General features: G+C 69.5%; 20 protein-coding genes. 13 read left to right on the forward strand and 7 right to left on the reverse strand.

Going from position 1 to position 23820, the window contains the following annotated elements; genetic code table 11:
• Positions 1–177: 177 nt before the first annotated feature.
• Together ACI3KS_RS16075 and ACI3KS_RS16080 are read right to left on the reverse strand one after the other, a co-directional pair.
• A complete protein-coding gene (locus ACI3KS_RS16075) occupies positions 178–2157 on the reverse strand; it encodes a YhgE/Pip family protein (protein ID WP_404919550.1) in 1980 nt (659 codons plus the stop codon).
• Entirely contained in the window at positions 2154–4934 is a 2781-nt protein-coding gene (locus tag ACI3KS_RS16080) for an efflux RND transporter permease subunit (protein ID WP_404919551.1), read from the reverse strand. Before ACI3KS_RS16080 ends, ACI3KS_RS16075 begins: the two co-directional genes overlap by 4 nt.
• A 132-nt stretch (positions 4935–5066) precedes the next feature.
• Between ACI3KS_RS16080 and ACI3KS_RS16085 the strand changes: the two genes are divergently transcribed.
• Positions 5067–5690: a TetR/AcrR family transcriptional regulator gene (locus tag ACI3KS_RS16085; protein ID WP_404919552.1), complete on the forward strand. Its 624-nt coding sequence runs from the start codon at positions 5067–5069 to the stop codon at positions 5688–5690.
• A gap of 30 nt (positions 5691–5720) precedes the next feature.
• On the opposite strand, the gene ACI3KS_RS16090 is transcribed toward ACI3KS_RS16085, so the two are convergent.
• Positions 5721–6698 carry an o-succinylbenzoate synthase gene (locus ACI3KS_RS16090; protein ID WP_404919553.1) on the reverse strand — a complete coding sequence of 326 codons (978 nt, stop codon included), beginning with the start codon at positions 6696–6698 and terminating at the stop codon, positions 5721–5723.
• 131 nt (positions 6699–6829) lie between these two features.
• Between ACI3KS_RS16090 and ACI3KS_RS16095 the strand changes: the two genes are divergently transcribed.
• The 11 genes from ACI3KS_RS16095 to ACI3KS_RS16145 all read left to right on the forward strand — a co-directional run bounded on the left by ACI3KS_RS16095 (position 6830) and on the right by ACI3KS_RS16145 (position 16658).
• Positions 6830–7171 carry a PadR family transcriptional regulator gene (locus tag ACI3KS_RS16095; RefSeq protein ID WP_404919582.1) on the forward strand — a complete coding sequence of 114 codons (342 nt, stop codon included), beginning with the start codon at positions 6830–6832 and terminating at the stop codon, positions 7169–7171.
• Position 7172: 1 nt separating this feature from the next.
• Complete coding sequence (locus tag ACI3KS_RS16100; protein ID WP_404919554.1) at positions 7173–8153, forward strand: permease prefix domain 1-containing protein; 981 nt, start codon at positions 7173–7175, stop codon at positions 8151–8153.
• Positions 8154–8189: 36 nt separating this feature from the next.
• A complete protein-coding gene (locus ACI3KS_RS16105; RefSeq protein WP_404919555.1) occupies positions 8190–9089 on the forward strand; it encodes a 1,4-dihydroxy-2-naphthoyl-CoA synthase in 900 nt (299 codons plus the stop codon).
• A gap of 10 nt (positions 9090–9099) precedes the next feature.
• Positions 9100–10236 (forward strand): AMP-binding protein, encoded by a 1137-nt coding sequence (locus ACI3KS_RS16110; protein ID WP_404919556.1) that lies wholly within the window; start codon positions 9100–9102, stop codon positions 10234–10236.
• A gap of 34 nt (positions 10237–10270) precedes the next feature.
• Positions 10271–11062, forward strand: coding sequence for a class I SAM-dependent methyltransferase (locus ACI3KS_RS16115; protein WP_404919557.1), 792 nt, complete (start codon positions 10271–10273; stop codon positions 11060–11062).
• A gap of 62 nt (positions 11063–11124) precedes the next feature.
• Positions 11125–12315 (forward strand): sensor histidine kinase, encoded by a 1191-nt coding sequence (locus tag ACI3KS_RS16120; protein WP_404919558.1) that lies wholly within the window; start codon positions 11125–11127, stop codon positions 12313–12315.
• A complete protein-coding gene (locus tag ACI3KS_RS16125; protein WP_404919559.1) occupies positions 12312–12947 on the forward strand; it encodes a response regulator in 636 nt (211 codons plus the stop codon). Before ACI3KS_RS16120 ends, ACI3KS_RS16125 begins: the two co-directional genes overlap by 4 nt.
• Before the next feature lie 102 nt (positions 12948–13049).
• Positions 13050–13811, forward strand: a complete 762-nt coding sequence (locus tag ACI3KS_RS16130; RefSeq protein ID WP_404919560.1) for an ABC transporter ATP-binding protein — start codon at positions 13050–13052, stop codon at positions 13809–13811.
• Positions 13808–15265 carry an FtsX-like permease family protein gene (locus tag ACI3KS_RS16135; RefSeq protein ID WP_404919561.1) on the forward strand — a complete coding sequence of 486 codons (1458 nt, stop codon included), beginning with the start codon at positions 13808–13810 and terminating at the stop codon, positions 15263–15265. Before ACI3KS_RS16130 ends, ACI3KS_RS16135 begins: the two co-directional genes overlap by 4 nt.
• Positions 15266–15332: 67 nt before the next feature.
• Positions 15333–15944, forward strand: coding sequence for a phosphosulfolactate phosphohydrolase (locus tag ACI3KS_RS16140; RefSeq protein WP_404919562.1), 612 nt, complete (start codon positions 15333–15335; stop codon positions 15942–15944).
• A gap of 135 nt (positions 15945–16079) precedes the next feature.
• On the forward strand, positions 16080–16658 hold the full coding sequence (locus ACI3KS_RS16145) for a DUF3054 domain-containing protein (RefSeq protein ID WP_404919563.1): 579 nt from the start codon (positions 16080–16082) through the stop codon (positions 16656–16658).
• Between the two features lie 11 nt (positions 16659–16669).
• On the opposite strand, the gene ACI3KS_RS16150 is transcribed toward ACI3KS_RS16145, so the two are convergent.
• The 4 genes from ACI3KS_RS16150 to ACI3KS_RS16165 all read right to left on the reverse strand — a co-directional run bounded on the left by ACI3KS_RS16150 (position 16670) and on the right by ACI3KS_RS16165 (position 20027).
• Positions 16670–17158 (reverse strand): SprT-like domain-containing protein, encoded by a 489-nt coding sequence (locus ACI3KS_RS16150; RefSeq protein ID WP_404919564.1) that lies wholly within the window; start codon positions 17156–17158, stop codon positions 16670–16672.
• 83 nt (positions 17159–17241) lie between these two features.
• Positions 17242–17769 (reverse strand): hypothetical protein, encoded by a 528-nt coding sequence (locus ACI3KS_RS16155; protein WP_404919565.1) that lies wholly within the window; start codon positions 17767–17769, stop codon positions 17242–17244.
• A gap of 102 nt (positions 17770–17871) precedes the next feature.
• Positions 17872–18732, reverse strand: a complete 861-nt coding sequence (locus ACI3KS_RS16160; protein WP_404919566.1) for a spermidine synthase — start codon at positions 18730–18732, stop codon at positions 17872–17874.
• 17 nt (positions 18733–18749) lie between these two features.
• Complete coding sequence (locus ACI3KS_RS16165; RefSeq protein WP_404919567.1) at positions 18750–20027, reverse strand: LCP family protein; 1278 nt, start codon at positions 20025–20027, stop codon at positions 18750–18752.
• A 257-nt stretch (positions 20028–20284) separates the two neighbouring features.
• Between ACI3KS_RS16165 and ACI3KS_RS16170 the strand changes: the two genes are divergently transcribed.
• Positions 20285–23785: a DNA-directed RNA polymerase subunit beta gene (locus ACI3KS_RS16170; protein WP_404919568.1), complete on the forward strand. Its 3501-nt coding sequence runs from the start codon at positions 20285–20287 to the stop codon at positions 23783–23785.
• The last annotated feature ends 35 nt before the right edge of the window (positions 23786–23820 follow it).

The following is a 23820-nucleotide window of genomic DNA, read 5'->3' on the forward strand; positions in this document are numbered from 1 at the left end:
AAGCTTGACTGCCGCGGAACGCTCTTCCATCGAATAGTGCTCACCCGCACGCCGCGCCCGCGGCCTATCTCGTTCGTTCATCAAAATCACCCGAGAACAAGACTCCACCAAAACCGGGTCACCCCAGTGTGCGTCGGTCTCACGAGGACGTGTCGGTCTCGCGCCGAAGCGTGGGCCTCAGGCGGCAGCGAGCACGGCCCTCGTCGAGGTGGTGCGGCGGAACGTGACCGCGAGGGTCGTGGCGATCAGGGAGAGACCTCCCCAAACCACGAGCGCAGCGGCCGCGGCACCGTCCGCGGCGATCAGCCCGGTGAACGCCGGCTCCGTCGGCAGAGCGGCGCCGATCCCGGCGAGCCAGTCGGGCACGGTCGAGATGAGCCCCGTCGCCACCGCCAGCACGCCGATGAGCGCCGAGATCCAGCGGCCGACGCCGCCGAACAGCGCCACGAGTGCCTGGTTCACCGCCGCGAACACGACCCCCGCGAGCACGGCTGTTCCCGCGAAGCCCCACCAGGTCGCCGCGTCGTAGCTCGCGACGATCTGCACGATCAGCGAGACCAGCAGTCCCTGACCCGCACCGATCGCGGCCGCGGGGGCGAACGCGCGCAGCGCGAGGGCGGCGGACGGACGCCGCGAGGTCAGCGTGTTCGCCGTGAACGCCCGCATCACGATGAACGAGGCGAGCCCGCCGAACCACAGCACGACCGCGGCGAGCAGCGGGATCGCGGTCGGACCGAAGATCGTGTCGGCCGAGGCATCGCTCGTCACCGGGTCGGCGAGAACCGTCGCCAGCGACTCCGACTCCTGGTCACTGAACGAGGGGAGGGAATCGGATGCCGTGTGCAGCCCGCTCGCGAGCTCGGTGGTTCCGCTCGCGAGGGAGTCCAGCCCTGTCGAGAGCTCGGTCGCGCCGTCGCTCAGCTGCGTCGCACCGTCGGCCAGCTGCGTCGCCCCGCTCGCCAGAGCGGTCGCGCCCTCGGACGAGGCGTCGATGCCGTCCGTCGCCAGCTGGTTGAGACCCGCGGCGATCGACGAGGCGGCCGTGCCCGCGTCCCGCATGTTCGTCGAGAGGCTCGTGAAGCTGTCGGGAAGCGCGGCGACGCCGGTGCTGAGCTTCTTGTCGTTCAGAATGCCCGACGCCATGCCCGCGGCCCCGGCCGCGTCCGCCGCCGTCGTCGCGAGAGCAGCGAGCTGGTCGCAGTTGTTGTCGGTGACGGTGCGATCACAGGTTGCGGCCATCCCGCCCAGAGCCGTGGCCAGTTCGACGTTCTTGTTCGCCGCCGTGCTCGCATTCGCGGCCGCGAGCTGGATGCCGCCGACGAGCTCAGTGACCCCGGTCTGATTCTGTTCGAGCGTCGTCGCCCCGCCGAGCAGCCCGCTGCCGAGCTGCGTCGCGCCGTCGGCGACCTGCCGGGTCGTCGCAGCGATCGTGTCGAGTCCGGTCGCGAGCTCTGTCGCCCCCGTTCCTAGAGCCGTGGCGCCGGTGGCGAGCTGGGTGGCTCCCTCGGGGATCGCGGCCGCTCCGGTCGCGGCATCCGTCGCACCCGTCGCGAGCTGATCGGCACCGTCGGCGGCATCGCCGATCTGGTCGCCCAGGGTCGTAAAGCCGAGGAAGACGTTGCTCATCGTGGCCTCGCTCAGCATCGAACCGAGCGTCGAACTGGCCGCCGAGGCGACCTGCGAGGTGATGAGGTCGTCGGCGACGAGTCCGTCCGGGGGAGTGGTGACCTGGATGGTCGCCTGCTGGACCTGGTCCACGGCTTCGCCGCCGCCCGCGGAGATCGCCTGGCCCGCCGACGTGGCCGCGGCGGAGAAGTCCTCGGGGATGGTGATGACCGCCTGATAGGTGCCGTCGGCGAGACCGTCTTCGGCATCCTCTTCGTTGGAGATCACCCAGGTGAGGTTCGAGTCGAGATCATCGGACCCCTCGACCAGCCCAGACGCCAGCTGGCGACCGAGAGGCGTGAGCTGCCCGTCGATCGTCACCGCCTCGTCGAGGTTGACGATCGCGGCCGTCATCTCGTCGAGTCGGTCGGTGGGGTTCTGCAGCGCGGTGACGAGCACGCCGCCGACGGCTGCGGGCAGCAGGAGAACGCCGAGGAGCGTCAACCAGGTGATGGGCTTGCGCGAGCGTGCGCGCTCGATGGGGAGGGTCATGCGGTCACCTCGGAGGAGTCTGCGAAGGAAGGAGTGCGGGAGTCGGCGACATCGACGATCGACGGTGCTCGGCGGCCGACCGAGCGGAGGATGTCGACCGCGGCGTCGGGGTCCGCAGAGGTGAGCACCACGGCGGTGCCGGCATCCGCGTCCCGCAGCTCCGCGGTCAGCTGATCGCGCGCGGGAGCGGACAGACGTTCGACGCCGTCGATCACGACGAGCGAGGGATCGCCGCGCAGCGCCTCGCGGAGATCGGATGCCGCGTCGGCGGCATCCGAGACGAGCACCACGCCGACGTGCGCCCGCACCCACACGGCCCGACCCGGCAGCAGGTGTCCGGCGACGCGGAGCAGGCCGTCGTCCGGGGTGACTCGGCCGGCGAGCGCGAGTGCGAGCGCGCGAAGCGATCGGGACGGAGCCCCGGTGAGGACCGCGGAGCCGCCAGGGGAGACGCGCAGATGCAGACCGTCGATCCCGGCATCCGCCACCACCAGCCGATCGGCAGCGACGACGGACCCGTCGCCCGGCCACTCGGCGAGGTGGCGTTCGCGCTCCACGGCCTCGCCCTCGATGTCGACGCTCGGCAGGATCCGCTCGACCCACCGGGGGAGCTCCCACGCGCGCTCTCCGAGGATCGCCATGAGCGCGGGGATCAGGGTCATCCGCACGAGGAACGCATCGATCGCGATGCCCGAGGCGAGCCCCAGGGCGATCGGCTTGAGGGAGGAGTCGCCCTCGGGTACGAAGGCCACGAAGACGGCGAACATGATGACACCGGCGGCCGTGACGACCTTCGCCGAACCGCTGAAGCCGCTGCGCACGGCGCGCAGAGCCGCGGCCCGTCGGGTCGCACGATCCGCGGAACTGGGGCCCTGAGCCTGCCGAAGGGCGGGGTCGTGCACGAAGTCCTCCCGCATGCGCGAGACGAGGAAGACCTGATAGTCCATCGCGAGGCCGAACAGCACGCCCATGAGCACGATCGGCATGAAGCTGATGATCGGCCCCACCTTGGCGACGTGGAGCGCGTCGGCGAACCAGCCCCACTCGAACACGGCGCCGACGACGCCGAACGCCGCGACGATCGAGAGCAGGTATCCGAGCGCAGCGGTGATCGGCACCCAGAGCGAGCGGAACACGATGGTCAGCAGGATCAGCGACAGGCCGATCACGAAGATGCCGAAGGGGAGCAGGGCACTGCCGAGCTGATCGGAGATGTCGATCGCGACGGCCGTGAACCCGGTGACCTTCAGGTCGATGCCGAACTCGTCGAGCCACTCGTCGTGGTGGGAGCGCAGCTCGCGCACGAGGTCGGCGGTCGCCGGATCGTCGGGCGCCGTCTCGGGGACGATCTGGACGATCCCGGTGTCGGCGGTCTCGTTCGGGGTGGCGAGGGCGACCTCTTTGACGCCGTCGATCTTCGCCACGGCATCGCCGAGGTCCTCCATGAGGCCCAGCGGATCGGTCGAGGTGATGATCGTGCCGGTGAGGATCAGCGGTCCGTTGAACCCGGGCCCGAATTCCTCGCCGACGAGGTCGTAGCTCTGGCGCGCTTCATCGCCCTTCGGCAGCACTCCGGCGTTCGGGAGGGCGAGGTTCAGGCTGAGCGCGGGGACGGCGACGATGCCGAGACCGATCACGACGGCGAGCGAGACGAGGATCGGGCGCTTCGTCACTCCCGTTACCCACCGCTCGCTGAACGTCCGTCTGGCGGGTCGGCGCGTGCCGTCCTCGGCCGGTCGGCTCTGCCGCCGCGGGCGTCCGACGATCCGACCCTTCATGAAGCCCAGCAGTGCGGGAGTGAGCGTCACGGCGATCGCGACGGCGATCGCGACGGCCACGGATGCCGCCACGCCCATGGTCGTGAGGAAGGGGATCCCCGCGAACCCGAGCCCGATCAGGGCGATGAGCACGGTGATCCCGGCGAACACCACGGCTGACCCCGCGGTGCCGACCGCGCGGGATGCCGAGTCCTCGGGGTCTTCGCCGGCCCGGACCTGATCCTGATGCCGCGCCATGATGAACAGCGCGTAGTCGATGCCGACGGCGAGTCCGAGCATGAGGGCGAGCAGCGGCGTGGTCGAGGAGACCGTGGCGAACGCGGTCGCGGCGAAGATGCCCGCCATCGAGATGCCCACGCCGAGGATGGCGGTGAGCAGAGGGAGGCCCGCGACGACGAACGAGCGGAAGGTCACGATCAGCACGATCAGGGCGATGAGCAGACCGACGGCTTCGGTGAGCGTCACGCCGGGGATCGAAGTCGCGAACAGGTCACCGCCGAGTGCGGTCTGCGCTCCGGCCGGCAGCTCATCGGACAGGTCGGTCACGACCGCCCGCAGCTCGTCCTTCGTCTCGTCGGACACGTCGGTCGACTGTCCGTCGAACTGCATCCGCACGATGGCGGCCGTCTCGTCCTCGTTGATCATGCCGCTGACGGTGTCGTCGAAGGGCGAGGTGGTGGCGAGCACTCCCTTGACCCTCGCGAGGTCGCCGACGGCGTCCTCGATGTGCTCGCGGTACTCGTCGTCGGTGACCTCATCTCCGTCGGCGGCGACCACGATGAACTGGGCGTTCGTGCCGCTGACCTGCGGGAAGGAGCGCGAGAGCTGCTCGAGGCCGGCCTGCGATTCGGTGCCGGGGATCGAGAACGTGTTGTCGGTGCCCTGTCCCAACACCAGCGCGCCGGTGCCGGCGATGCCGAGGACGATCAGCCAGGAGACGAGCACGCGCCACGGGTGCCGGAACGACCAGCGTCCGAGCGAGGACAGCAGTGTGGACACGGAACTCCTTCGAGGATTTCGGCGGATACACAGATGTATCCGATACACACCTGTATCGTAGGGGCATTCGTGCAGCAGAGTCTGTGCGCCCGGTGTGAGTCCCGGGCCGCGATCGAGGGGGATGATGGACCGATGACGGCATCCGCAACGCGCAGTCGCGAGAACACCCGAGCCCGACTGGTCGAGGCGGCGCGCCAGGTGTTCGCCGAGGTCGGCCTGGAGGGTGCCTCGGTCGAGGCCGTCTGCGAGCGTGCGGGCTTCACGCGCGGAGCCTTCTACTCGAACTTCGAGTCCAAGGACGAGCTGTTCCTCATGCTCGCGGCGACCGTGGCCGATGCCCGCGTCACCGCGGTGCGCGATCGGGTCGACGAGATCACGGCCGAGGGCGGGCTCGTGGAGGGATGCGATCCCACCGATCTGCTGCAGAAGGTGATGGACTCGGGCAGCGACGACCGTCTCGGAGTGATGCTGATGAGCGAGATCCGCATCCGTGCCCTGCGCGATGCCGCGTTCGGTGCCGCCTACCTCGTGCAGGAGCGGGAGATGGTCGCGAGCATCGCACGGATCGTCACCGACATCGTCGAGGCCGGGAAGCTTCGTCTGCTGTTACCGGCGGAGGAGGCTGCGCGCATGCTCATGATCGTGTGGGAGGGCATGACGGTCCGCAGCGCGATGGCCGGGTACGACGAGGCGCAACTCCGTCGAGCGGGGAGCACCGAGCTCGGCCGTCTCGTGGAGCTCCTGCTCGAGTCCTGAATCCTGTGTCTGCGGCGGTCCGCCGTCGGATCAGGTCAGCGTCAGCAGCGCATGGCAACGGCGCAGCCGCTCGAGCCACCACTCCCGGCGGTCGTCGGCGGCCGCGAGACGGGTGAGCGCCGCGGCATCCGGCGCCACTCGCGACGCGTCGATCGAGCCGTTGCTCGGCCGCATGTCGGCGACGTCCTCGCGGAAGAGCGCGGACGTGCCCAGCCCGCAGTCGTAGTCGAGCTCGGGCAGAGCCGCCGCCAGCGTGGCTCCCTGCGACAGGCCGATCGCGGTGTCGAGGGCGCTGGAGACGACGACCGGCAGCCCCGCCGCCGTGACGATCTGCAGCGCGTGGGTCACGCCGCCGAGCGGCTGGGCCTTCACGACCAGCAGGTCGGCCGCTCCGGCGCGGGCGACGGCGAGCGGATCCGATGACTTGCGCACGCTCTCGTCGGCGGCGATGGGGATGCCCATGTACTTCACGCGACGTCGCAGATCTGCGAGCTCGTCGACGCTCGCGCAGGGCTGCTCGACGTACTCCAGGTCGAACTCGGCGAGGGCGTGCACGGCGTGCTCGGCCTCGTCGATGTTCCAGAGGCCGTTCGCGTCGACGCGGATGCGCCCCTCCGCACCCATGGCCTCACGCACGGCCCGCACGCGCGCGATGTCATCGGCGAGGGACTGACCGGGCTCGGCGACCTTGACCTTAGCGGTCCGGCATCCGGCGAAGCGCGAGAGCACCTCGGGAACACGCGCGGCATCGACAGCCGGCACGGTCGCGTTCACTGGGATGCGATCGCGCAGAGGGGCAGGTTGCGGGTGCCACGCGAAATCCACCGCTGCGGCGAGCCAGGTCGCGGCCTCAGCATCGTCGTATTCGACGAACGGTGAGAATTCGGCCCAGCCCTCCGGTCCTTCGAACAGGAGGGCTTCACGCGCGTCCACACCGCGGAAGCGCGTCGTCATCGGCAGAGAGACGACGCGGGCGGTGGAGAGGAGGTCTTCGAGTGCCGGGATCATGCCCCCATTGTGCTCCTGTCGTCACAGCGAGCAGGTCAGGCCGAACGCGTCGGCGTTGCCCCGCTCATGAGGGATGCCGCACGAATATGGGCGATTGACTATAGTGTGTGACACACAGTAATGTGATCGACATGGACGAGACGCTCGATACCCACCTGCAAGAGCTGCGGCGCGGCACTGTTGTGCTGGCCTGTCTGCATCTGCTCCGCGTGGCGGGCTACGGCTACGGGCTGCTCGAACAGCTCGAGGCCCACGGATTCCGCACCGACGCGAACACCCTGTATCCGCTGCTGCGCCGCCTCGAGAAGCAGGGCTACCTCACGAGCGAGTGGAACACCGACGAGGCCAGGCCGCGCAAGTTCTATCGCACGTCCGGCGACGGCATCCGCCTCGCCGACACCCTCACCGAGGAGTGGCTCGCGCTCACCGGCGCGATTGCCTCTCTCACCTCCGGCACCGAAGAGGAGAACTGATATGTCGAGCACCCTGACCGAGCGATACGTCGCCGCCGCAGTCAAGAGCCTGAAGCCCGTCACACAGGACGATGTCCGCAGCGAGCTCGAAGCGTCGATCTCCGACGCCATCGAGGCGCGGATCGAACGCGGCGAGACTCCGAGCGAGGCCGAACGAGCGGTGCTCACTGAGCTGGGCGACCCCGGCATCCTTGCCGCGAGTTACGCCGAGCGACCGCTGCATCTGATCGGTCCGGCCTACTACCTGACGTGGTGGCGTCTGCTGGTACTGCTGCTGTGGATCGTGCCGACTTCGGTCGGCGGGGCAGTTGCGCTCGGCCTCGCGATCTCGCACGCTCCCGTGGGCGAGATCATCGGACAGACGATCGCGGTGGTCATCTCGGTCATCGTCCACCTGTGCTTCTGGGTGACCGTGGTGTTCGTCGCACTAGAACGAGCCGGCACGGGCACCGGGCTGATCTGGAACGTCGACATGCTTCCCGAGCCGACCGAGCGCACGACCGGACGTTCCGATCTGATCGCCACCATCGTGCTCCTCGCCCTCACCGCGGGGGCGGTGCTGTGGGATCGATTCCGCGGCTTCTTCCCGACCGGTGCAGAGCCGATCCCTGTCTTGAACCCGTCCCTGTGGCCGTGGGGTGCCCTCGCGATGCTCCTCCTCATGGCTGCCGAGGCGACCGTGGCTGTCCTCGTGTACCGCCGCGGTCGGTGGACGTATGCGCTCGCTGCTGCCAACACCGCGATAGCGGCCGTCTTCGCCGCGGGCACCACCGCTCTGCTCGTCACGGGCCTGCTCGTGAACCCCGACTTCCTCGGCTTCGTCGCCGACGCAGGGGGCGCAGGCTTCGCCGCGGGCGACACCGGGGCCGCAGACGAAGGCGGGGTCTTCCGGATACTGGCGGTGCTGGCGGGAGCGATCGTCATCGGCATCGCGGCCTGGGACGCGATCGACGGCTGGCGCAAAGCGCGGCGAGTCGGCTGACCGGATCTCGGATGCCACAGGAAATAGGGTGGTTCCATGGTCTCCGACATCTTCGACCCGGCGGAGTGGGTGCTCGCGCCCGGCGCCGAGGACTACACCGACATCACCGCGCACGTCACGCACGACGGCGGCGTCGCCCGCATCGCGTTCGACCGGCCCGAGGTGCGCAACGCGTTCCGCCCGCACACGGTCGACGAGCTGTATCGCGCCCTCGACATCGCCCGCCAGGACCCGCGCATCGGCGCCGTGCTGCTCACCGGCAACGGGCCGAGTCCCAAGGACGGCGGCTGGGCCTTCTGCTCGGGCGGTGATCAGCGCATCCGCGGCCGCGACGGCTACAAGTACTCGGAACAGGACGACGCCGTCGCCGACCCTGCGCGCGCCGGACGGCTGCACATCCTCGAGGTGCAGCGGCTCATCCGCTTCATGCCCAAGGTCGTCATCGCGGTCGTCCCCGGCTGGGCGGCCGGCGGCGGACACTCGCTGCACGTCGTCTGCGACCTCTCCATCGCCTCGGCGGAGCATGCCCGGTTCAAGCAGACGGATGCCGACGTCGGCAGCTTCGACGCCGGCTACGGTTCCGCGTACATGGCTCGCCAGACCGGGCAGAAGTTCGCACGAGAGGTCTTCTTCCTCGCCGAGGAGTACTCGGCGCAGCGCGCCTATGAGACCGGCGCCGTGAACCGGGTGGTGCCGCACGCCGAACTCGAGCGCGAGGCGCTGAAGATGGCCCGCACCGTGCTGACGAAGTCGCCCACGGCGATCCGCATGCTCAAGTTCGCATTCAACGCCGTCGACGACGGACTCGTCGGGCAGCAGGTCTTCGCCGGCGAGGCCACGCGTCTCGCGTACGGCACCGACGAGGCCGTCGAGGGCCGGGACTCGTTCCTCGAGAAGCGCGCCCCCGACTGGTCGTCCTTCCCCTACCACTTCTGAGCGGCAACCGATGGTCGCACTGGGATCCGGAGACTCCCTCTCGACGGCGGAACTGCGAGAGGCTCTGAGCCGAGCGTTCGACGGCGGACCGGCCCTCGGCTTCGGGATGCTCGGCGAGACGCCGGAGTGGGTGCCCGCCGGCACCGCCGTGGTGATCGCGACCTCGGGGTCGAGCGGCATCCCGAAGCGCGTCGCTCTCAGCGGCGTCGCCCTGCGCGCGAGCGCCGAGGCGACGGCCGGCCGGATCGGCAGCGGTCGCTGGTTGCTGGCACTGCCGACGGGATACGTCGCGGGACTGCAGGTTCTCGTGCGGTCGATCCTCGCGGGTACGGAGCCGGTGGAGATCGAGGGACGGTTCTCGCCCGAGTCGTTCGTCGCGGCGACACGACGGATGATCTCAGAAGACGTTCCGCGGCTGACCTCGCTGGTCCCCGCGCAGCTGTCGACGCTGCTCGCGGCGGAGGGGCGATCCGTGCGGGAGGCGCTGCGCGCCTATCAGGCGATCCTCGTCGGCGGCCAGGCGCTTCCCGAGCCGTTGCGGGAACGCGCCGCGGATCTCGGGGTCCGCCTGGTGCGCACCTACGGGTCGAGCGAGACGAGTGGCGGATGCGTCTACGACGGCATCCCGCTCGACACGGCAGCCGTTCGAGCGGTCGACGGTGAGCTCCGCATCGCCGGTCCCATGCTCGCGGACGGGTACCTCGGCGATGAGACGTTGAGCAGCCGCGTCTTCGTGCGGGACGAGCACGGCATCCGCTGGTACCGGACGGGAGATCTGGGTGTGGTCGACGACGGCATCGTGCGCGTGCACGGGCGGGCCGACAACGTGATCGTCTCAGGAGGGATCAACATCTCGCTCGATCGGGTCGAGCGCATCGTCCGACGGATCCCCGGTCTCACCGGAGCCGTGGTCGTCGGAATCGACGACGACCGCTGGGGGGAGGCATCCGTGATCGTCGTCGAGCGCGGAGAGGCGCTGCGGCGCAGCGAGATCGAGCAGCTGGAGCAGGCGCGCGCAGCGGTCGCCGCGGAGGTCGGCAGGCACGCGCGCCCGGCACGGCTCGTGCTCGTAGACGAACTCGCGATCCTGGCGTCGGGCAAGCCCGACCGCGAGAGCATCCGGCGTCTGGCCGCCGAGCTGCGCTGAACGGCGGCGCCGCGTCCGGGTGCCAGACTGGAGCATGGCCATCTACACGCACGGGCACCACGAGTCCGTCCTCCGCTCGCACACCTCCCGCACCATCGCGAACTCGGCGGAGTACCTTCGGGCGCACCTCGCCGCCGACGCCCGGCTGCTCGACGTCGGCGCGGGGCCGGGCACGATCACGGTCGAGTTCGCCGAGCATGTCGCACACGTGACCGCCACGGAGATCGACGAGAACGCGCTCTCGCTCTCTCGTGAGCTGTCCGTGGCGCGGGGTGTGTCGAACATCGACTTCTCGATCGAGGACGTGCACGGGCTGAGCTTCGCGGATGACACGTTCGACATCGTCCACACGCACCAGGTGCTGCAGCATGTGGCCGACCCCGTGCAGGCTCTGCGCGAGATGCGGCGCGTGACGAGGCCCGGCGGCGTGGTCGCGGCCCGCGATGCGGACTACGCCGGGTTCATCTGGTTCCCCGTGCTGCCCGAACTCGATCGCTGGCTCGACCTCTACCGCGCGGCCGCACGCGCCAACGGGGGAGAGCCGGATGCGGGTCGTCGCCTGCTCGGCTGGGCTCGGGCCGCGGGCTTCACGGACGTCACCGCGACGGCATCCACCTGGTGCTACGCGACACCGGAGGAGCGCGCGTGGTGGGGCGGGATGTGGGCCGACCGGATCCTGCAGTCGGCCCTGACCCGTCAGCTGCTGGCATCGGAGATGGCGACCCGGGCCGAGCTCGAGCAGATCAGCGAGGCGTGGCGCCGCTGGGCCGATGACGGCGACGGCTGGTATCTCGTGCCGCACGGTGAGATCATCGCGCGCGCCTGACGCCCGGCGGATACATCCGCAGATGGATGCTGGGCGCCGAGCTGCCGCGTAGCGTGGGAGGGGTGTTCCGCTCCGTCTCCCGTGCCTGGCTCGTCGTCGACATCATCGGCGCCGTGGTCGGCTTCGCCGTGACCACGCCGCTCTCGCTGGCGATGTACGGCGCGTTCTCGAGCACGTGGCTGGGGGACGGACCCGTCGCCGTCGTCCTGAACATCATCGTCGCCGTCGTGCTCTGGGGCGCGGCGGCGATCAGCCGGCTCTCGCCTCGGCTCGCCCTGATCATCGCGTGGGTGGGAGCCGTCATCCAGATGGGTGCAGGCCTCCCACCCAACGCGGGCGACGCGGCGATCCTCATCGTGCTCTTCGCAACAGCGGCATGGGGCACCAGACGGCTGCTCTGGATCGGCGGGGCGTCCGCGCTCGGCGGGGGCCTCATCGGCGGTCTGTACTTCGCGCTCGTCGGCTCGGGTGAGCTGCTCACGGATGCCGCGAGCGCCATGCGCGCCGCGCTGATCGGCGCCCTCATGGCCTCGGTGTTCGTGCTCACGATGGTCATGTCGTGGGGCGTCGGTCTGCTGTGGCGGGTGTTCCTCAACGGGCGCGAGACGCAGGTCGCTCGCGCCCAGGCCGAACTGCTCGCCGCCGAAGAACAGGAGCGTGTGCGGATCGCCCGGGACATGCATGACATCGTCGCGCACTCTCTCGCCGTGGTGATCGCCCAGGCCGACGGGGCACGCTACGCCGCTGCGACCGCACCCGAGCTCGCGACCGAGGCGCTGACCACGATCGGCCAGACCGCGCGCAGCGCGCTCTCCGATGTGCGCCTGCTGCTCACCCAGCTGCGGCACCGCCAGGGCGACGGCCCGCAGCCGACGCTCGCCGATCTCGAGAGCCTGTTCGCCCAGGTGCGTCAGGCGGGGGTCGAGCCGCGGATCACGGTCGACCCGATGCCCCCGGGGGAGCCGCCGGGAGCGATCCAGCTCGCGGTCTACCGGATCCTGCAGGAAGCGCTGACCAATGCGATCCGGCACGGCGACGGCACCGTAGACGTGCACCTCGCCTGGCTCGACGACCGGGTCGACGTGCGGGTGAGCAACGCCGTCGCCGAGCGCCAGGGCACGACGAGCGGCGGGCACGGTCTCATCGGCATGCGCGAGCGCGCCCAGCTCGTCGGCGGTAGCCTTCAGGCGGCGGAGGAGGACGCGGGCACGTTCGTCGTCCGGGCTTCGCTGCCGATCGGAGGTACCGCATGATTCGGGTCGTTCTCGTCGACGATCAGGCGCTGTTCCGCGCCGGCATCCGCATGCTCGTCGCATCTCAACCCGACCTCGAGGTCGTGGGCGAGGCGGGCGACGGGCGCGAGGCGCTCGACGTCGTGCGGACCAGCCGTCCCGACGTCGTGCTGATGGACATCCGGATGCCGGTGATGGACGGCCTCACCGCCACGGCCGAGATCCTCGCGCAGCCGGATCCGCCGCGCATCGTCATGCTCACCACCTTCGACCTCGACGAGGCCGCGGCCAGGGCGATCCGCCAGGGCGCGAGCGGCTTCCTGCTCAAGGACGCCGATCCCGAGTTCCTGCTCGCGGCGATCCGCACCGTGCACTCGGGGTCGAGCGTGATCGCGGCATCCGCCACGCGGGATCTGTTCGCGCACTTCGCGCCGGCGCCCACCCCGGTTCCCGCGCAGTACGGCGATCTCACCGAGCGCGAGCGCGAGATCTTCGCCCTCGCCGCCCGCGGACTGTCCAACGCCGAGATCGCGGCGCGGGAGTATCTCAGCGAAGCGACGGTGAAGACGCATGTGAGCCGGATCCTCGCGAAGCTCGCGCTGCGCGACCGGGTGCAGCTGGTCGTCTTCGCATTCGAGCACGGCCTGGCCTGACCGGCTCCTCGGTTCGGATGACGGCGGATCATCCTGCAGATGTAGACGGATGAGTCCGACGGGCGACGCGGCCATGGACGCTCCGGAAATAGCGTCGGTGACATGGAGATCACGACCACCGACCTCGGGCTCGCCGCCCGCGTCCAGCACCTGAAGAAGACCTACGGCACGGGCGAGGGCACCGTGCGCGCGCTCGACGACGTGAGCGTCGGCATCCGTCGCGGGCAGTTCACCGCGATCATGGGGCCGTCCGGTTCGGGCAAGTCCACGCTCATGCACATCATGGCCGGACTCGACACCCCGACGGAGGGGCGCGCGTTCATCGGCGACACCGAGATCACGGGCCTCGGCGATCTCGATCTGACGCTCCTGCGCCGTCGCCGCGTCGGCTTCATCTTCCAGGCGTTCAACCTCGTGCCCACGCTCACCGCACTGGGCAACATCATGCTGCCGTTCGAGCTCGACGGACGCCGGCCCAGCGCGATCGAGAAGGCCCGCATCGACGGCCTCGTCGAGACCCTCGGGCTCGGCGCCCGTCTCGATCACCGTCCGCATCAGCTCTCCGGCGGCCAGCAGCAGCGCGTCGCGATCGCGCGGGCGCTCGCCACCGCTCCCGATCTCGTATTCGCCGACGAGCCCACGGGCAACCTCGACTCGAAGACCGGGCGCGAGGTGCTGCAGCTTCTCGCCACGGCGAGCCGCGAGCACGGGCAGTCGATCGCGATGGTCACGCACGACGCGATCGCCGCGAGCCACGCGGACCGCGTGCTGTTCCTCGGCGACGGACGCATCGTCGCCGACCACCCCCGGCGCAGCGCCGAGGAGATCTCCGCGTACATGCTCGCCGCGGAGGTCGCCGCGTGAGCGCCGTCGCGGCGGTCGTCCCGCAGACGGCATCCACCGGGCCGCGGCTGGCGTGGCTGCGCGAGCGGGGCATGGGAGCGAGCGTGCTCGTCGCGGCCCTCTCTGCGGCGTTCGGCGTGATCCTCGTCGAGGCCACCGCGTACATCGGCGCCGTGCTGCAGGCCGACCCCTTCATCGGCGACAGCGAGACCCTGGCGTTCGTCGTCGCACTGCTGTCGGTGCTGCTCACCGCCGTGGCGATGTACGTCGCGGCGATCGTCACGGCGAACACCTTCTCGACGATCATCGCCGGACGCACGCGCCGCATCGCGCTGATGCGCTTGATCGGGGCCACGGCGCGCTCGCAGCGAGCCGAGGTCGGCCGCCAGGGACTCATCGTCGGCATCATCGGCGCGACGCTCGGGCTCGCTGCAGGTCTCGGCGTCTCCGCCGCAGGCGTGCAGATCGGCGCGCAGTTCATCGCGAACGACCCGGTCGGCTTCTCACTCGCCCAGCCGTTCCTCGTTCTGCCGGCCGTCGGAGTCGCGCTCACCACCTGGGTCGCCGCCTGGGTCGGATCCAGACGGGTGCTCACGGTCACGCCGCTGCAGGCGCTGGGCGGCTCGGTCGAGCGCGCACACGAGGAGGTTTCCGGACGCCCTGGACGTCACGTCGGCGCCTGGGTGCTGCTGCTCACGGGGGCGGCGCTGCTCGCCGGCGGTGTGGTCATCGGCCTCATCACGCCCCTCGGGGTCATCGTCGCGTTCTTCGGCGGCCTGCTGTCGTTCACCGGCATCGCGCTGGGATCGGTGCTGTTCATGCCCCCCGTGCTGCGGCTGGTGGGGCGGATGTTCGGCTCGGGGGCGACGGCGCGCCTCGCCGCCGAGAACGCCCTGCGCTACCCGGAGCGGTCCTCGCGTATGGCGATCGGCGTGGTCATGGGCGTCGCGCTGGTGACGATGTTCGCGGTCGCGATGGAGTCGGCCAAGCGACTGATGATGTCGCAGACCGGAGAGATGCCCGCCGACTTCTTCGCGCCCTTCGACGCGTTCGCCTCGATCATGATGGTGCTCGTGGCCGTGTCGGCGGTGATCGCCGCGGTCGGCCTCGTCAACCTGCTGACGATCGGCGTCGTCCAGCGCCGACGGGAACTGGGTCTGCTGCGCTCGATCGGTCTGTCCAACGGGCAGATCCGCCGCATGGTGCTGCTGGAGGCGACGCACATCACGGTCGCCGCGACCGTCACCGGGCTCGTGCTCGGCGTGGTCTACGGCTGGATCGCGGCGCAGTCGCTGCTCGGGTCCGTGCCGGTGCTGCCGGAGTTCACCCCTGCGGGGCTGGTCGCACCGCAGGTGCCGCTGCTGCCGGTCGTGCTCATCATCGTCGCGACGGCGATTCTCACCCTCGTGGCGGCTGCGACGCCGACCCGCCTCGCGACGCGTGTGGTGCCGGTGGAGGCACTCGCCGCCGACTGAGCGCGCCCACGACCGAGCGCGCCCACGACCGAACGCGCCCACGACCGGGCGCGCCTAGGCTGGAAGGATGCCGTCGCCCTTCGATCAGTCCACCTACCAGGTCCGCCTCGACTGGGGCGTCGACGGGCTCGCCCGTCTTGCTCCGGCCGACATCGTGATCGTCGTCGACGTGCTGCGGTTCTCGTCGACGGTCGCCGACGAGGTGGCCCGCGGACGCGAGGTCGGGTTGGCGGACGCCCTGGCGTGGTCGCGCAACGGTGCGGCGGTGGCGGATGCCGCGAGCGAGGCGCTCGTCCTGCTCGGGGGCATCCGCAACGCCGCGGCCGTGGCGCGCGCGGTGCAGACCGTGCAGGAGCGACGACGGGCGAGGACCTCGGTCGCGGTGATCGCCGCCGGCGAGGCGGATGCCGCCGGAGTCGTGCGGCTCGCGACGGAGGACCAGCTCGGCGCCGGGGCGATCGTCGCCGCGCTCACCGACCTCGGCATCGATCACACCGCGCCCGAGGCCGCGGTCGCCGCCGAGGGCTTCCGCGCCCTTTCGCCGGGCGCTGCGTCACCTGGTGGCGGCGACCGGCTCGGGCCGCGAGCTCGCCGAGGGGGTGGCATCCACCGCGCGCATGGAGGCCGCGGGTGTCGTGCCGACCTCCGTCGAGGACGCCGCCGTTCTGGATGCCGTTGAGACGGTGCCGGTGCTGCGCGGCGGGGTGTTCGTGCGCTTCGTCTGAGCTCGGTCGCCCAGGCGCATCACCCCTCGGGCGACCAACAGGCCGGGGGAACGCCCGGCTTTCCGCAGGGCGCGACATAGGCTCGGGGGATGAGGTACCTCCCCGCGTTCATCGTCGACGCCGTGCTCGTGCTGGTCTTCGCCGCGATCGGTCGGGCGTCGCACGATGAAGACCCTGCGGGCTTTCTCGCCACGGCCTGGCCGTTCCTCGTGGCGCTGCTCGTCGGGCACGTGGCGTCCGCGCTGCTGCCCTCACGTCCGCGTCGGCCCTGGTCGATCGGCTGGGGTCTCGTCGCCTGGGCGGTGACCGTGGTCGGCGGCATCCTGCTCCGCCTCGCATCCGGCGACACCGCCGAGGTTCCCTTCATCATCGTCGCGACGCTCGTGCTCGGCGCGTTCCTGCTGGGCTGGCGCGGGCTCGCTGCCCTGAGCAGGCGCAGGGTGGCAGCGCGTCGATCGGCAGAACGGGCGGATGCTGCAGCATCCGCCGACGCGCACGATGATGTCGCTGACGAGCGGGGTGGCGACCGCACCGACGCGGGCGATGACGATCACACCGACGCGGGCGATGACGAACAGACAAGCGCACCGGCCGATGCGAGTGACGATGATTCGGACAAGAGCCGCGATGATTCGGCCGCGGGCGAGAGCGATACCGACCGGCGCTGAAGCCGTCGCGGTCAGCGCGGAGCCTGCGCCGCCAGCCGGGCGTCGGCGGTGATCTCGCGCCGCGTCCAGGTGAAGAGGTGCCGATCGTCGAAGGTCCGCGAGCACTTCGCGCACGAGGTGGCCCTCGTGGGGCGGCGATGCCGATAGGTCAAGTGACCCGCGGGGCACACGCCGACCCAGGGCGCGAGCTCCACCGCGGTCTCGCCGTGATGCGTCGTGCCGCCGACGTAGCCGAGCTCACGCGCTGTGCGCTTCCACACAGGCCCGTGCGCGGCCTTGTGCCCGGCGAGTGCGTGGGCGACCTCGTGCAGCAGCACCTGATGGATCTCGTCGTCATCGAAACGGGCGGCGAGATAGCGCGACACTGTGATCCGCTTCTTCGCGTAGTCGCATTGGCCGGCACGACGCTTCGCATTGTCGAATCCGAACGTCCAGCTGTCGTCCAGATGCAACCTGATCAGTGCGTCACCCCAGATGCGCACACGGTCGAGTTCCGCCATGCGCTCAGAGTAAGCCATCCCACCGACACCGGGATGACGCGCAGGGCGCCGGCGTCTCTCGACCGGCTGTCGTGGATCCGGGGTCAGCCGGCGACGAGCTGGGTCGTTCGGCGGCGTTCGACGGCGTCGATCGCGAGGAGTGCCGTCTCCAGCTCGCGGTCCTGCGCACCGGCTTCGCGGCGCAGGAAGAGGGACTGCTTGAAGCTCTCGCGCGCGGTCTCGAAATCGCCCGCCTCGTAGGCGTTCTTGCCGTGGTGCTGATGAGCGAAGGCGGCGATCGAGATCCACCGCTGCCCTTCCGCTTCACTCGCGCACGTGGTCAGTTCCTGCTCGGCGGCGGCGTGCGCGCCCCGGAACTGCAGCACGGTCGCATGCAGCACGCGCGCACGCAGCACGTCCTTGCGGGTTCCGGCCATGCGGGCCTGCCGTACGGTCTCGTCCGCGAGTGCGAGAGCCTCGTCGAGACGACCGAGCACTTTGAGCAGCCAGACGCGCTCGAGAAGGGCGGGAAGACTGCGTTGGTTCTCGATCTCTTCGAGCCGGGCAGCGCATTCGTCGAGATCGACCAGTTCGCGGAGGGTCTCCGGGTCGTATCCCTGGATGAAACTCATTGCTCTCCTTCCGCAGCGCCCCGCAGACCAGTCTGCCTGCTGCGGCGGCCGACGTCGCGGCGGCACGCCCCGTTGTCCGGCATCCGGATCGCGGCGAGACGCTCAGCGCAGGAACAGCGAGGCGTCGGGACGCGGCGAGGCGACGGCATCCGCATCGGTCACGATCCGCGACCCCTGGATGAACGAGGCGACCTCGGCACCCTGGGCGATCTTCGCGGGGTGCGGGCCGGCCGCGAGCAGGCGCGGCAGCCATTCGGTCGGCAGGGGAGAAGCGGATGCCGCGATCACGAGGTTGCCGAAGCGGCGCCCCTTGAGCACCTGGGTGTCGGCGAGCACGGCGATCTCGGGCAGCACCTCGGCGATGGTCGCCGCCTGGCGACGCGCGAAGGCGAGCCCGGGGCCGTCGGCGACGTTCACCAGCAGCACTCCGGTCGGACTCAGCAGCGCACGGAGCTCGCGATAGAACTCGACGCTGGTGAGATGGGAGGGGGTCTGGGCTCCGGAGTACACGTCCGAGACGACGAGATCGCAGGCGCCGACGAGCGCGGGCGGCAGCTTCTGCACCCCGGCCCGCGCGTCGCCGATGCGCATCCGGATCGCCGCGCCGCGGGGGAGCGGCAGGTGCTCCTTCACGAGTGCGGCGAGCGAGGCCTCGAGCTCGATGACCTGCTGGCGCGAACCCGGTCGCGTCGCCTCGACGTAGCGCGGGATCGTGAGGGCTCCGGCTCCGAGATGCACGGCCGTGATCGGGCCGTCCGGGAGCTGGTCGATCACGGCGCCCATGCGCACGATGTATTCGAAGTGCAGGTGCGTCGGGTCGTTCAGATCGACGTGCGACTGCGGGGTGTCGTCGACGATGAGCTCGAAGCCGCTGGTGAACTCCGAGGGCACGATGCGGGCGATGCCGCCGTGGTCGAGTCGCGCCTGCGGATGCTCGGTGTCACGTGCTCGAGTCCTGCCCATGGCTCGAGCGTACGCGGTCAGCCGCGGCCCACGGAGCAGGTCTCCTGCGCGACGGTCTGTCCCGAGATCTCCGGCGGCAGGGTCGCCCGGACCTCGGGCGTCGCGATCTCGGTGGGGGCGGTGGTCTCCGTCGTCGTGTCCGGATCCGCCGGCACCTCGGAGGGCTCCGGCGTGACGAGCTCGACACCCGCGTTGGTCGCGACGTCTCCCGACAGCTGGATCGGGTCGCCGGCGAGCAGCGCCTCCCAGAGGGGAGCGGCCGCGTCCTCGTTCGGCACGACCTTCACTCCGGGGTTGTCCGGGTCGTCGAGGTTCGGGTACTGCACGAACACGAAGTCGGTGAACTCGACGTCCTTCAGCGCGAGCGCCAACTGCGCGAGGGTGAGCGGATTGCTGAGCTCTGTGCTCGGCACGATGTTGTCGGCGACGGTGTTCGCGAGCCGCAGCACCTTTGAGGGGTCGGAGAGCGTTTCGGAGCTCAGGATCTTCTTCGCCAGTCGCGACATGTACAGCTGCTGGTTCGAGATGCGCGCGAGATCGCTCTCATCGCCGACCCCGTGCCGCGTGCGGATGAAAGCGAGTGCGTCCGCACCCGAGACGGTATGGCTGCCGGGATCCAAGTCGATGCCGGCCTGGGAGTCGTGGATGCCGTCCCCGCTCACACACACTTCGACGCCGCCGATCGCGTCCGTGATCTCGATCACGCCGTCGAAGCTGATCTTGGCGGCGAACTCGATCGGGATCCCGCTGAGCTCCGTGATCGTCTTGGCGATGCACGAGATTCCCGCATGGTCGTAGACGGAGTTGAGCGCCGCCTTCGACATGCCGGATGCCGTGGAGCCGTCGTCGCGCGTGCACCCGGGAACCTCGACCATGAGGTCACGGGGGAACGAGACCGCTGTCACCGCTCGCGGCGCCGCCGAGACGTGCACGAGCAGGTTGACATCGTTTCTCGAACCGTCGTCGGCCTCCTCGCAGCGCTCACCGAGGAGCGCGGTGGTGATCTCGCCGCACTCGTCGGTCCCGACCACGAGCAGGTTGAACGCCTTGTCGTCGGGGTAGGCGCCGAGGGCCGGCGGGGCGACCTCTGGCGCGCCCTCGAGCGTCACCGCGCCTGCTCCTGCCCGGTTCACCAGGTCGGCGATCACGAATCCGCCCACGGCGACGGCCGAGACGAGGACCACGGCCAGCGCCGCCCCGGCGAGTTTGAGGGCGACGGACAACCGAGACGGCGAGGGCAGATCCGCATGCCGGGCGACGGTCGAGCGGTGGTTTCTGCCAGGGGATCGGCGCATGGCGCAGAGCCTAACCCGGTGACCTGGAGAGTGCCCGGTGTGTGCGCCTGCCACGCCGCGCGCGGTCAATACCGCAGCATCCGGAATTGGTCAAGGATTTGACTTGCCATGTCGCAGATTCGTGTCTATAGTTGGTAGTTGCGCTCGCTTCTCCGTGCCCTCATATGGTGGTCGGCATTCGTTGAGCTTCTGAGTGCGCACTCCACCTGACGACAAAGGAATCGAGAAGCCCTGCGGGGCTCACGGAGGTTATTCCCTTGGCTGCTGCTCCCAACGCATCCACATCCACCACCACCAAGAACGGACGCGGAGCATCCCGCCTCTCGTTCGCGAAGATCTCCGACACGCTGACGGTCCCCGATCTGCTCGCTCTGCAGACCGAGTCGTTCGGCTGGCTCGTCGGCAACGACGCCTGGAAGGCCCGCGTCGCCGCCGCGAAGGCCGAGGGTCGCACCGACGTCAACGAGATCTCCGGTCTCGGCGAGATCTTCGAGGAGATCTCCCCGATCGAGGACCTCGGCGAGACGATGCAGCTCTCGTTCACGAACCCCTACCTCGAGCCCGAGAAGTACTCGATCGAGGAGTGCAAGGAGCGCGGCAAGACGTACGCGGCCCCGCTCTACGTCGAGGCCGAGTTCATGAACCACCTCACCGGTGAGATCAAGACCCAGACGGTCTTCATGGGCGACTTCCCCCTGCAGACCGACAAGGGCACGTTCATCATCAACGGCTCCGAGCGCGTCGTCGTGTCGCAGCTCGTCCGCTCCCCGGGCGTCTACTTCGACAAGACCCCCGACAAGACGTCCGACAAGGACATCGTGTCGGCGCGCGTGATCCCGAGCCGTGGTGCATGGCTCGAGTTCGAGATCGACAAGCGCGACCAGGTCGGCGTGCGCATCGACCGCAAGCGCAAGCAGTCCGTGACCGTGTTCCTCAAGGCCCTGGGGCTCACGAGCGAGGAGATCCTCGCCGAGTTCGCCGGCTTCCCCTCGATCGAGGAGACCCTGGCGAAGGACACCATCGTCACCAAGGAAGACGCGCTCCGCGACATCTACCGCAAGCTGCGTCCGGGCGAGCAGGTCGCCGCCGAGGCCGCCCGCGCGCTGCTGGACAACTTCTACTTCAACCCGAAGCGCTACGACCTCGCGAAGGTGGGTCGCTACAAGATCAACCACAAGCTCGGACTCGACGCGGCGCTCAGCGACTCGGTCCTGACCGTCGACGACATCGTCGCGACGATCAAGTACCTGGTCCGCATCCACGCGGGCGTCGAGACCTTCGACGGCATCCGTGGTGGCAAGCAGGCCGAGATCCGCATCGCCACCGATGACATCGACAACTTCGGCAACCGTCGCATTCGCGCGGTCGGCGAGCTGATCCAGAACCAGGTCCGCACGGGTCTGTCCCGCATGGAGCGCGTCGTCCGCGAGCGCATGACCACGCAGGACATCGAGGCCATCACGCCGCAGACCCTGATCAACGTGCGCCCCGTCGTCGCCGCGATCAAGGAGTTCTTCGGAACGTCGCAGCTGTCGCAGTTCATGGACCAGAACAACCCGCTCGCGGGTCTGACCAACAAGCGCCGCCTCTCGGCCCTCGGCCCCGGTGGTCTGAGCCGCGACCGCGCCGGCGTCGAGGTCCGTGACGTGCACCCCTCGCACTACGGCCGCATGTGCCCGATCGAGACCCCGGAAGGCCCGAACATCGGTCTGATCGGTGCTCTCGCGACCTTTGCGCGCATCAACTCCTTCGGTTTCATCGAGACCCCGTACCGCAAGGTCACCGGTGGCGTCGTCACCGACCAGATCGACTACCTCACCGCCTCCGAGGAGATCGACTTCAACATCGCTCAGGCGAACGCGCCGCTCGACAAGGACGGCCGGTTCCGCGAGAGTCACGTCCTCGCTCGCCCGAAGGGCGGCAGCGGTGAGGTCGACGTGTTCCTTCCCGAGGAGATCGGCTACATCGACGTCTCCCCGCGCCAGATGGTGTCGGTCGCGACCTCGCTCGTGCCGTTCCTCGAGCACGATGACGCGCAGCGCGCGCTCATGGGCGCCAACATGCAGCGTCAGGCCGTGCCGCTGCTGCGCAGCGACTCGCCGCTCGTCGGAACCGGTATGGAGGGCTACACCGCCATCGACGCGGGTGACGTGATCACCGCCGAGAAGCCCGGTGTCGTCACCGAGGTCTCCGCCGACCGTGTCACCGTCATGCTCGACGAGGGCGGCACGCAGGAGTTCTACCTGCGCAAGTTCGACCGCTCGAACCAGGGCACGTCGTACAACCAGCGCGTCGTGGTCAACGCCGGCGAGCGTGTGGAGGCCGGCGAGGTCATCGCCGACGGCCCCGCGACCCAGGACGGCGAGCTGGCCCTCGGCAAGAACCTCCTCGTGGCGTTCATGACGTGGGAGGGCTACAACTTCGAGGACGCGATCATCCTCAGCCAGAACCTGGTGAAGGACGACACCCTCTCCTCGATCCACATCGAGGAGTACGAGGTCGACGCTCGTGACACGAAGCTCGGCAAGGAGGAGATCACCCGTGACCTCCCCAACGTCAGCCCGGAGCTGCTGAAGGATCTCGACGAGCGCGGCATCATCCGCATCGGCGCCGAGGTCCGCCCCGGCGACATCCTCGTCGGCAAGGTCACGCCGAAGGGTGAGACCGAGCTGTCCGCCGAGGAGCGCCTGCTCCGCGCGATCTTCAACGAGAAGAGCCGCGAGGTCCGTGACACCTCTCTGAAGGTGCCTCACGGTGAGCAGGGCACGATCATCGCGGTCAAGGAGTTCAACGCCGAGGACGGCGACGACGAGCTCGGCTCCGGTGTCAACCGCCGCGTCGTGGTCTACATCGCCCAGAAGCGCAAGATCACCGAGGGCGACAAGCTCGCCGGACGTCACGGAAACAAGGGTGTCATCGCCAAGATCCTCCCGATCGAGGACATGCCCTTCCTCGCGGACGGCACCCCGGTCGACGTGGTCCTGAACCCGCTCGGCATCCCCGGTCGCATGAACTACGGCCAGGTGCTCGAGACCCACCTCGGATGGATCGCCGCACAGGGCTGGAAGATCGAGGGCACCCCGGAGTGGGCGTCCAAGCTCCCCGCGGACGCCTTCGAGGCCGCCCCGTACACCAAGGTCGCGACCCCGGTGTTCGACGGTGCTCACCAGGAGGAGATCGAGGGTCTCCTCGACTCGACCCTCCCGACCCGCGACGGCGTCCGCCTGATCGACTCGAGCGGCAAGACGCAGCTGTTCGACGGTCGCTCGGGTGAGCCGTTCCCGGCGCCGATCTCGGTGGGCTACATGTACATCCTGAAGCTGCACCACCTGGTCGACGACAAGATCCACGCGCGTTCGACGGGTCCGTACTCGATGATCACCCAGCAGCCGCTCGGTGGTAAGGCGCAGTTCGGTGGACAGCGCTTCGGTGAGATGGAGGTGTGGGCCCTCGAGGCCTATGGCGCCGCGTACGCGCTCCAGGAGCTCCTCACGATCAAGTCCGACGACATCCTCGGCCGCGTCAAGGTGTACGAGGCGATCGTCAAGGGCGAGAACATCCAGGAGCCCGGCATCCCCGAGTCCTTCAAGGTGCTCATGAAGGAGATGCAGTCGCTCTGCCTGAACGTCGAGGTCCTCTCGGCAGACGGCACGCTGGTCAACCTCCGCGACACCGACGATGAGGCCTTCCGCGCAGCGGAGGAGCTCGGAATCAACATCTCCAGCCGCTTCGAGGCCGCCTCGATCGACGAGATCTAACCCTTCGACAGGGCCGGGTCCACTCTCAGCCCTGT

Origin of the sequence: Microbacterium sp. ZW T5_45, assembly GCF_044987415.1 — a bacterium.
Classification (GTDB): Bacteria; Actinomycetota; Actinomycetes; order Actinomycetales; family Microbacteriaceae; genus Microbacterium.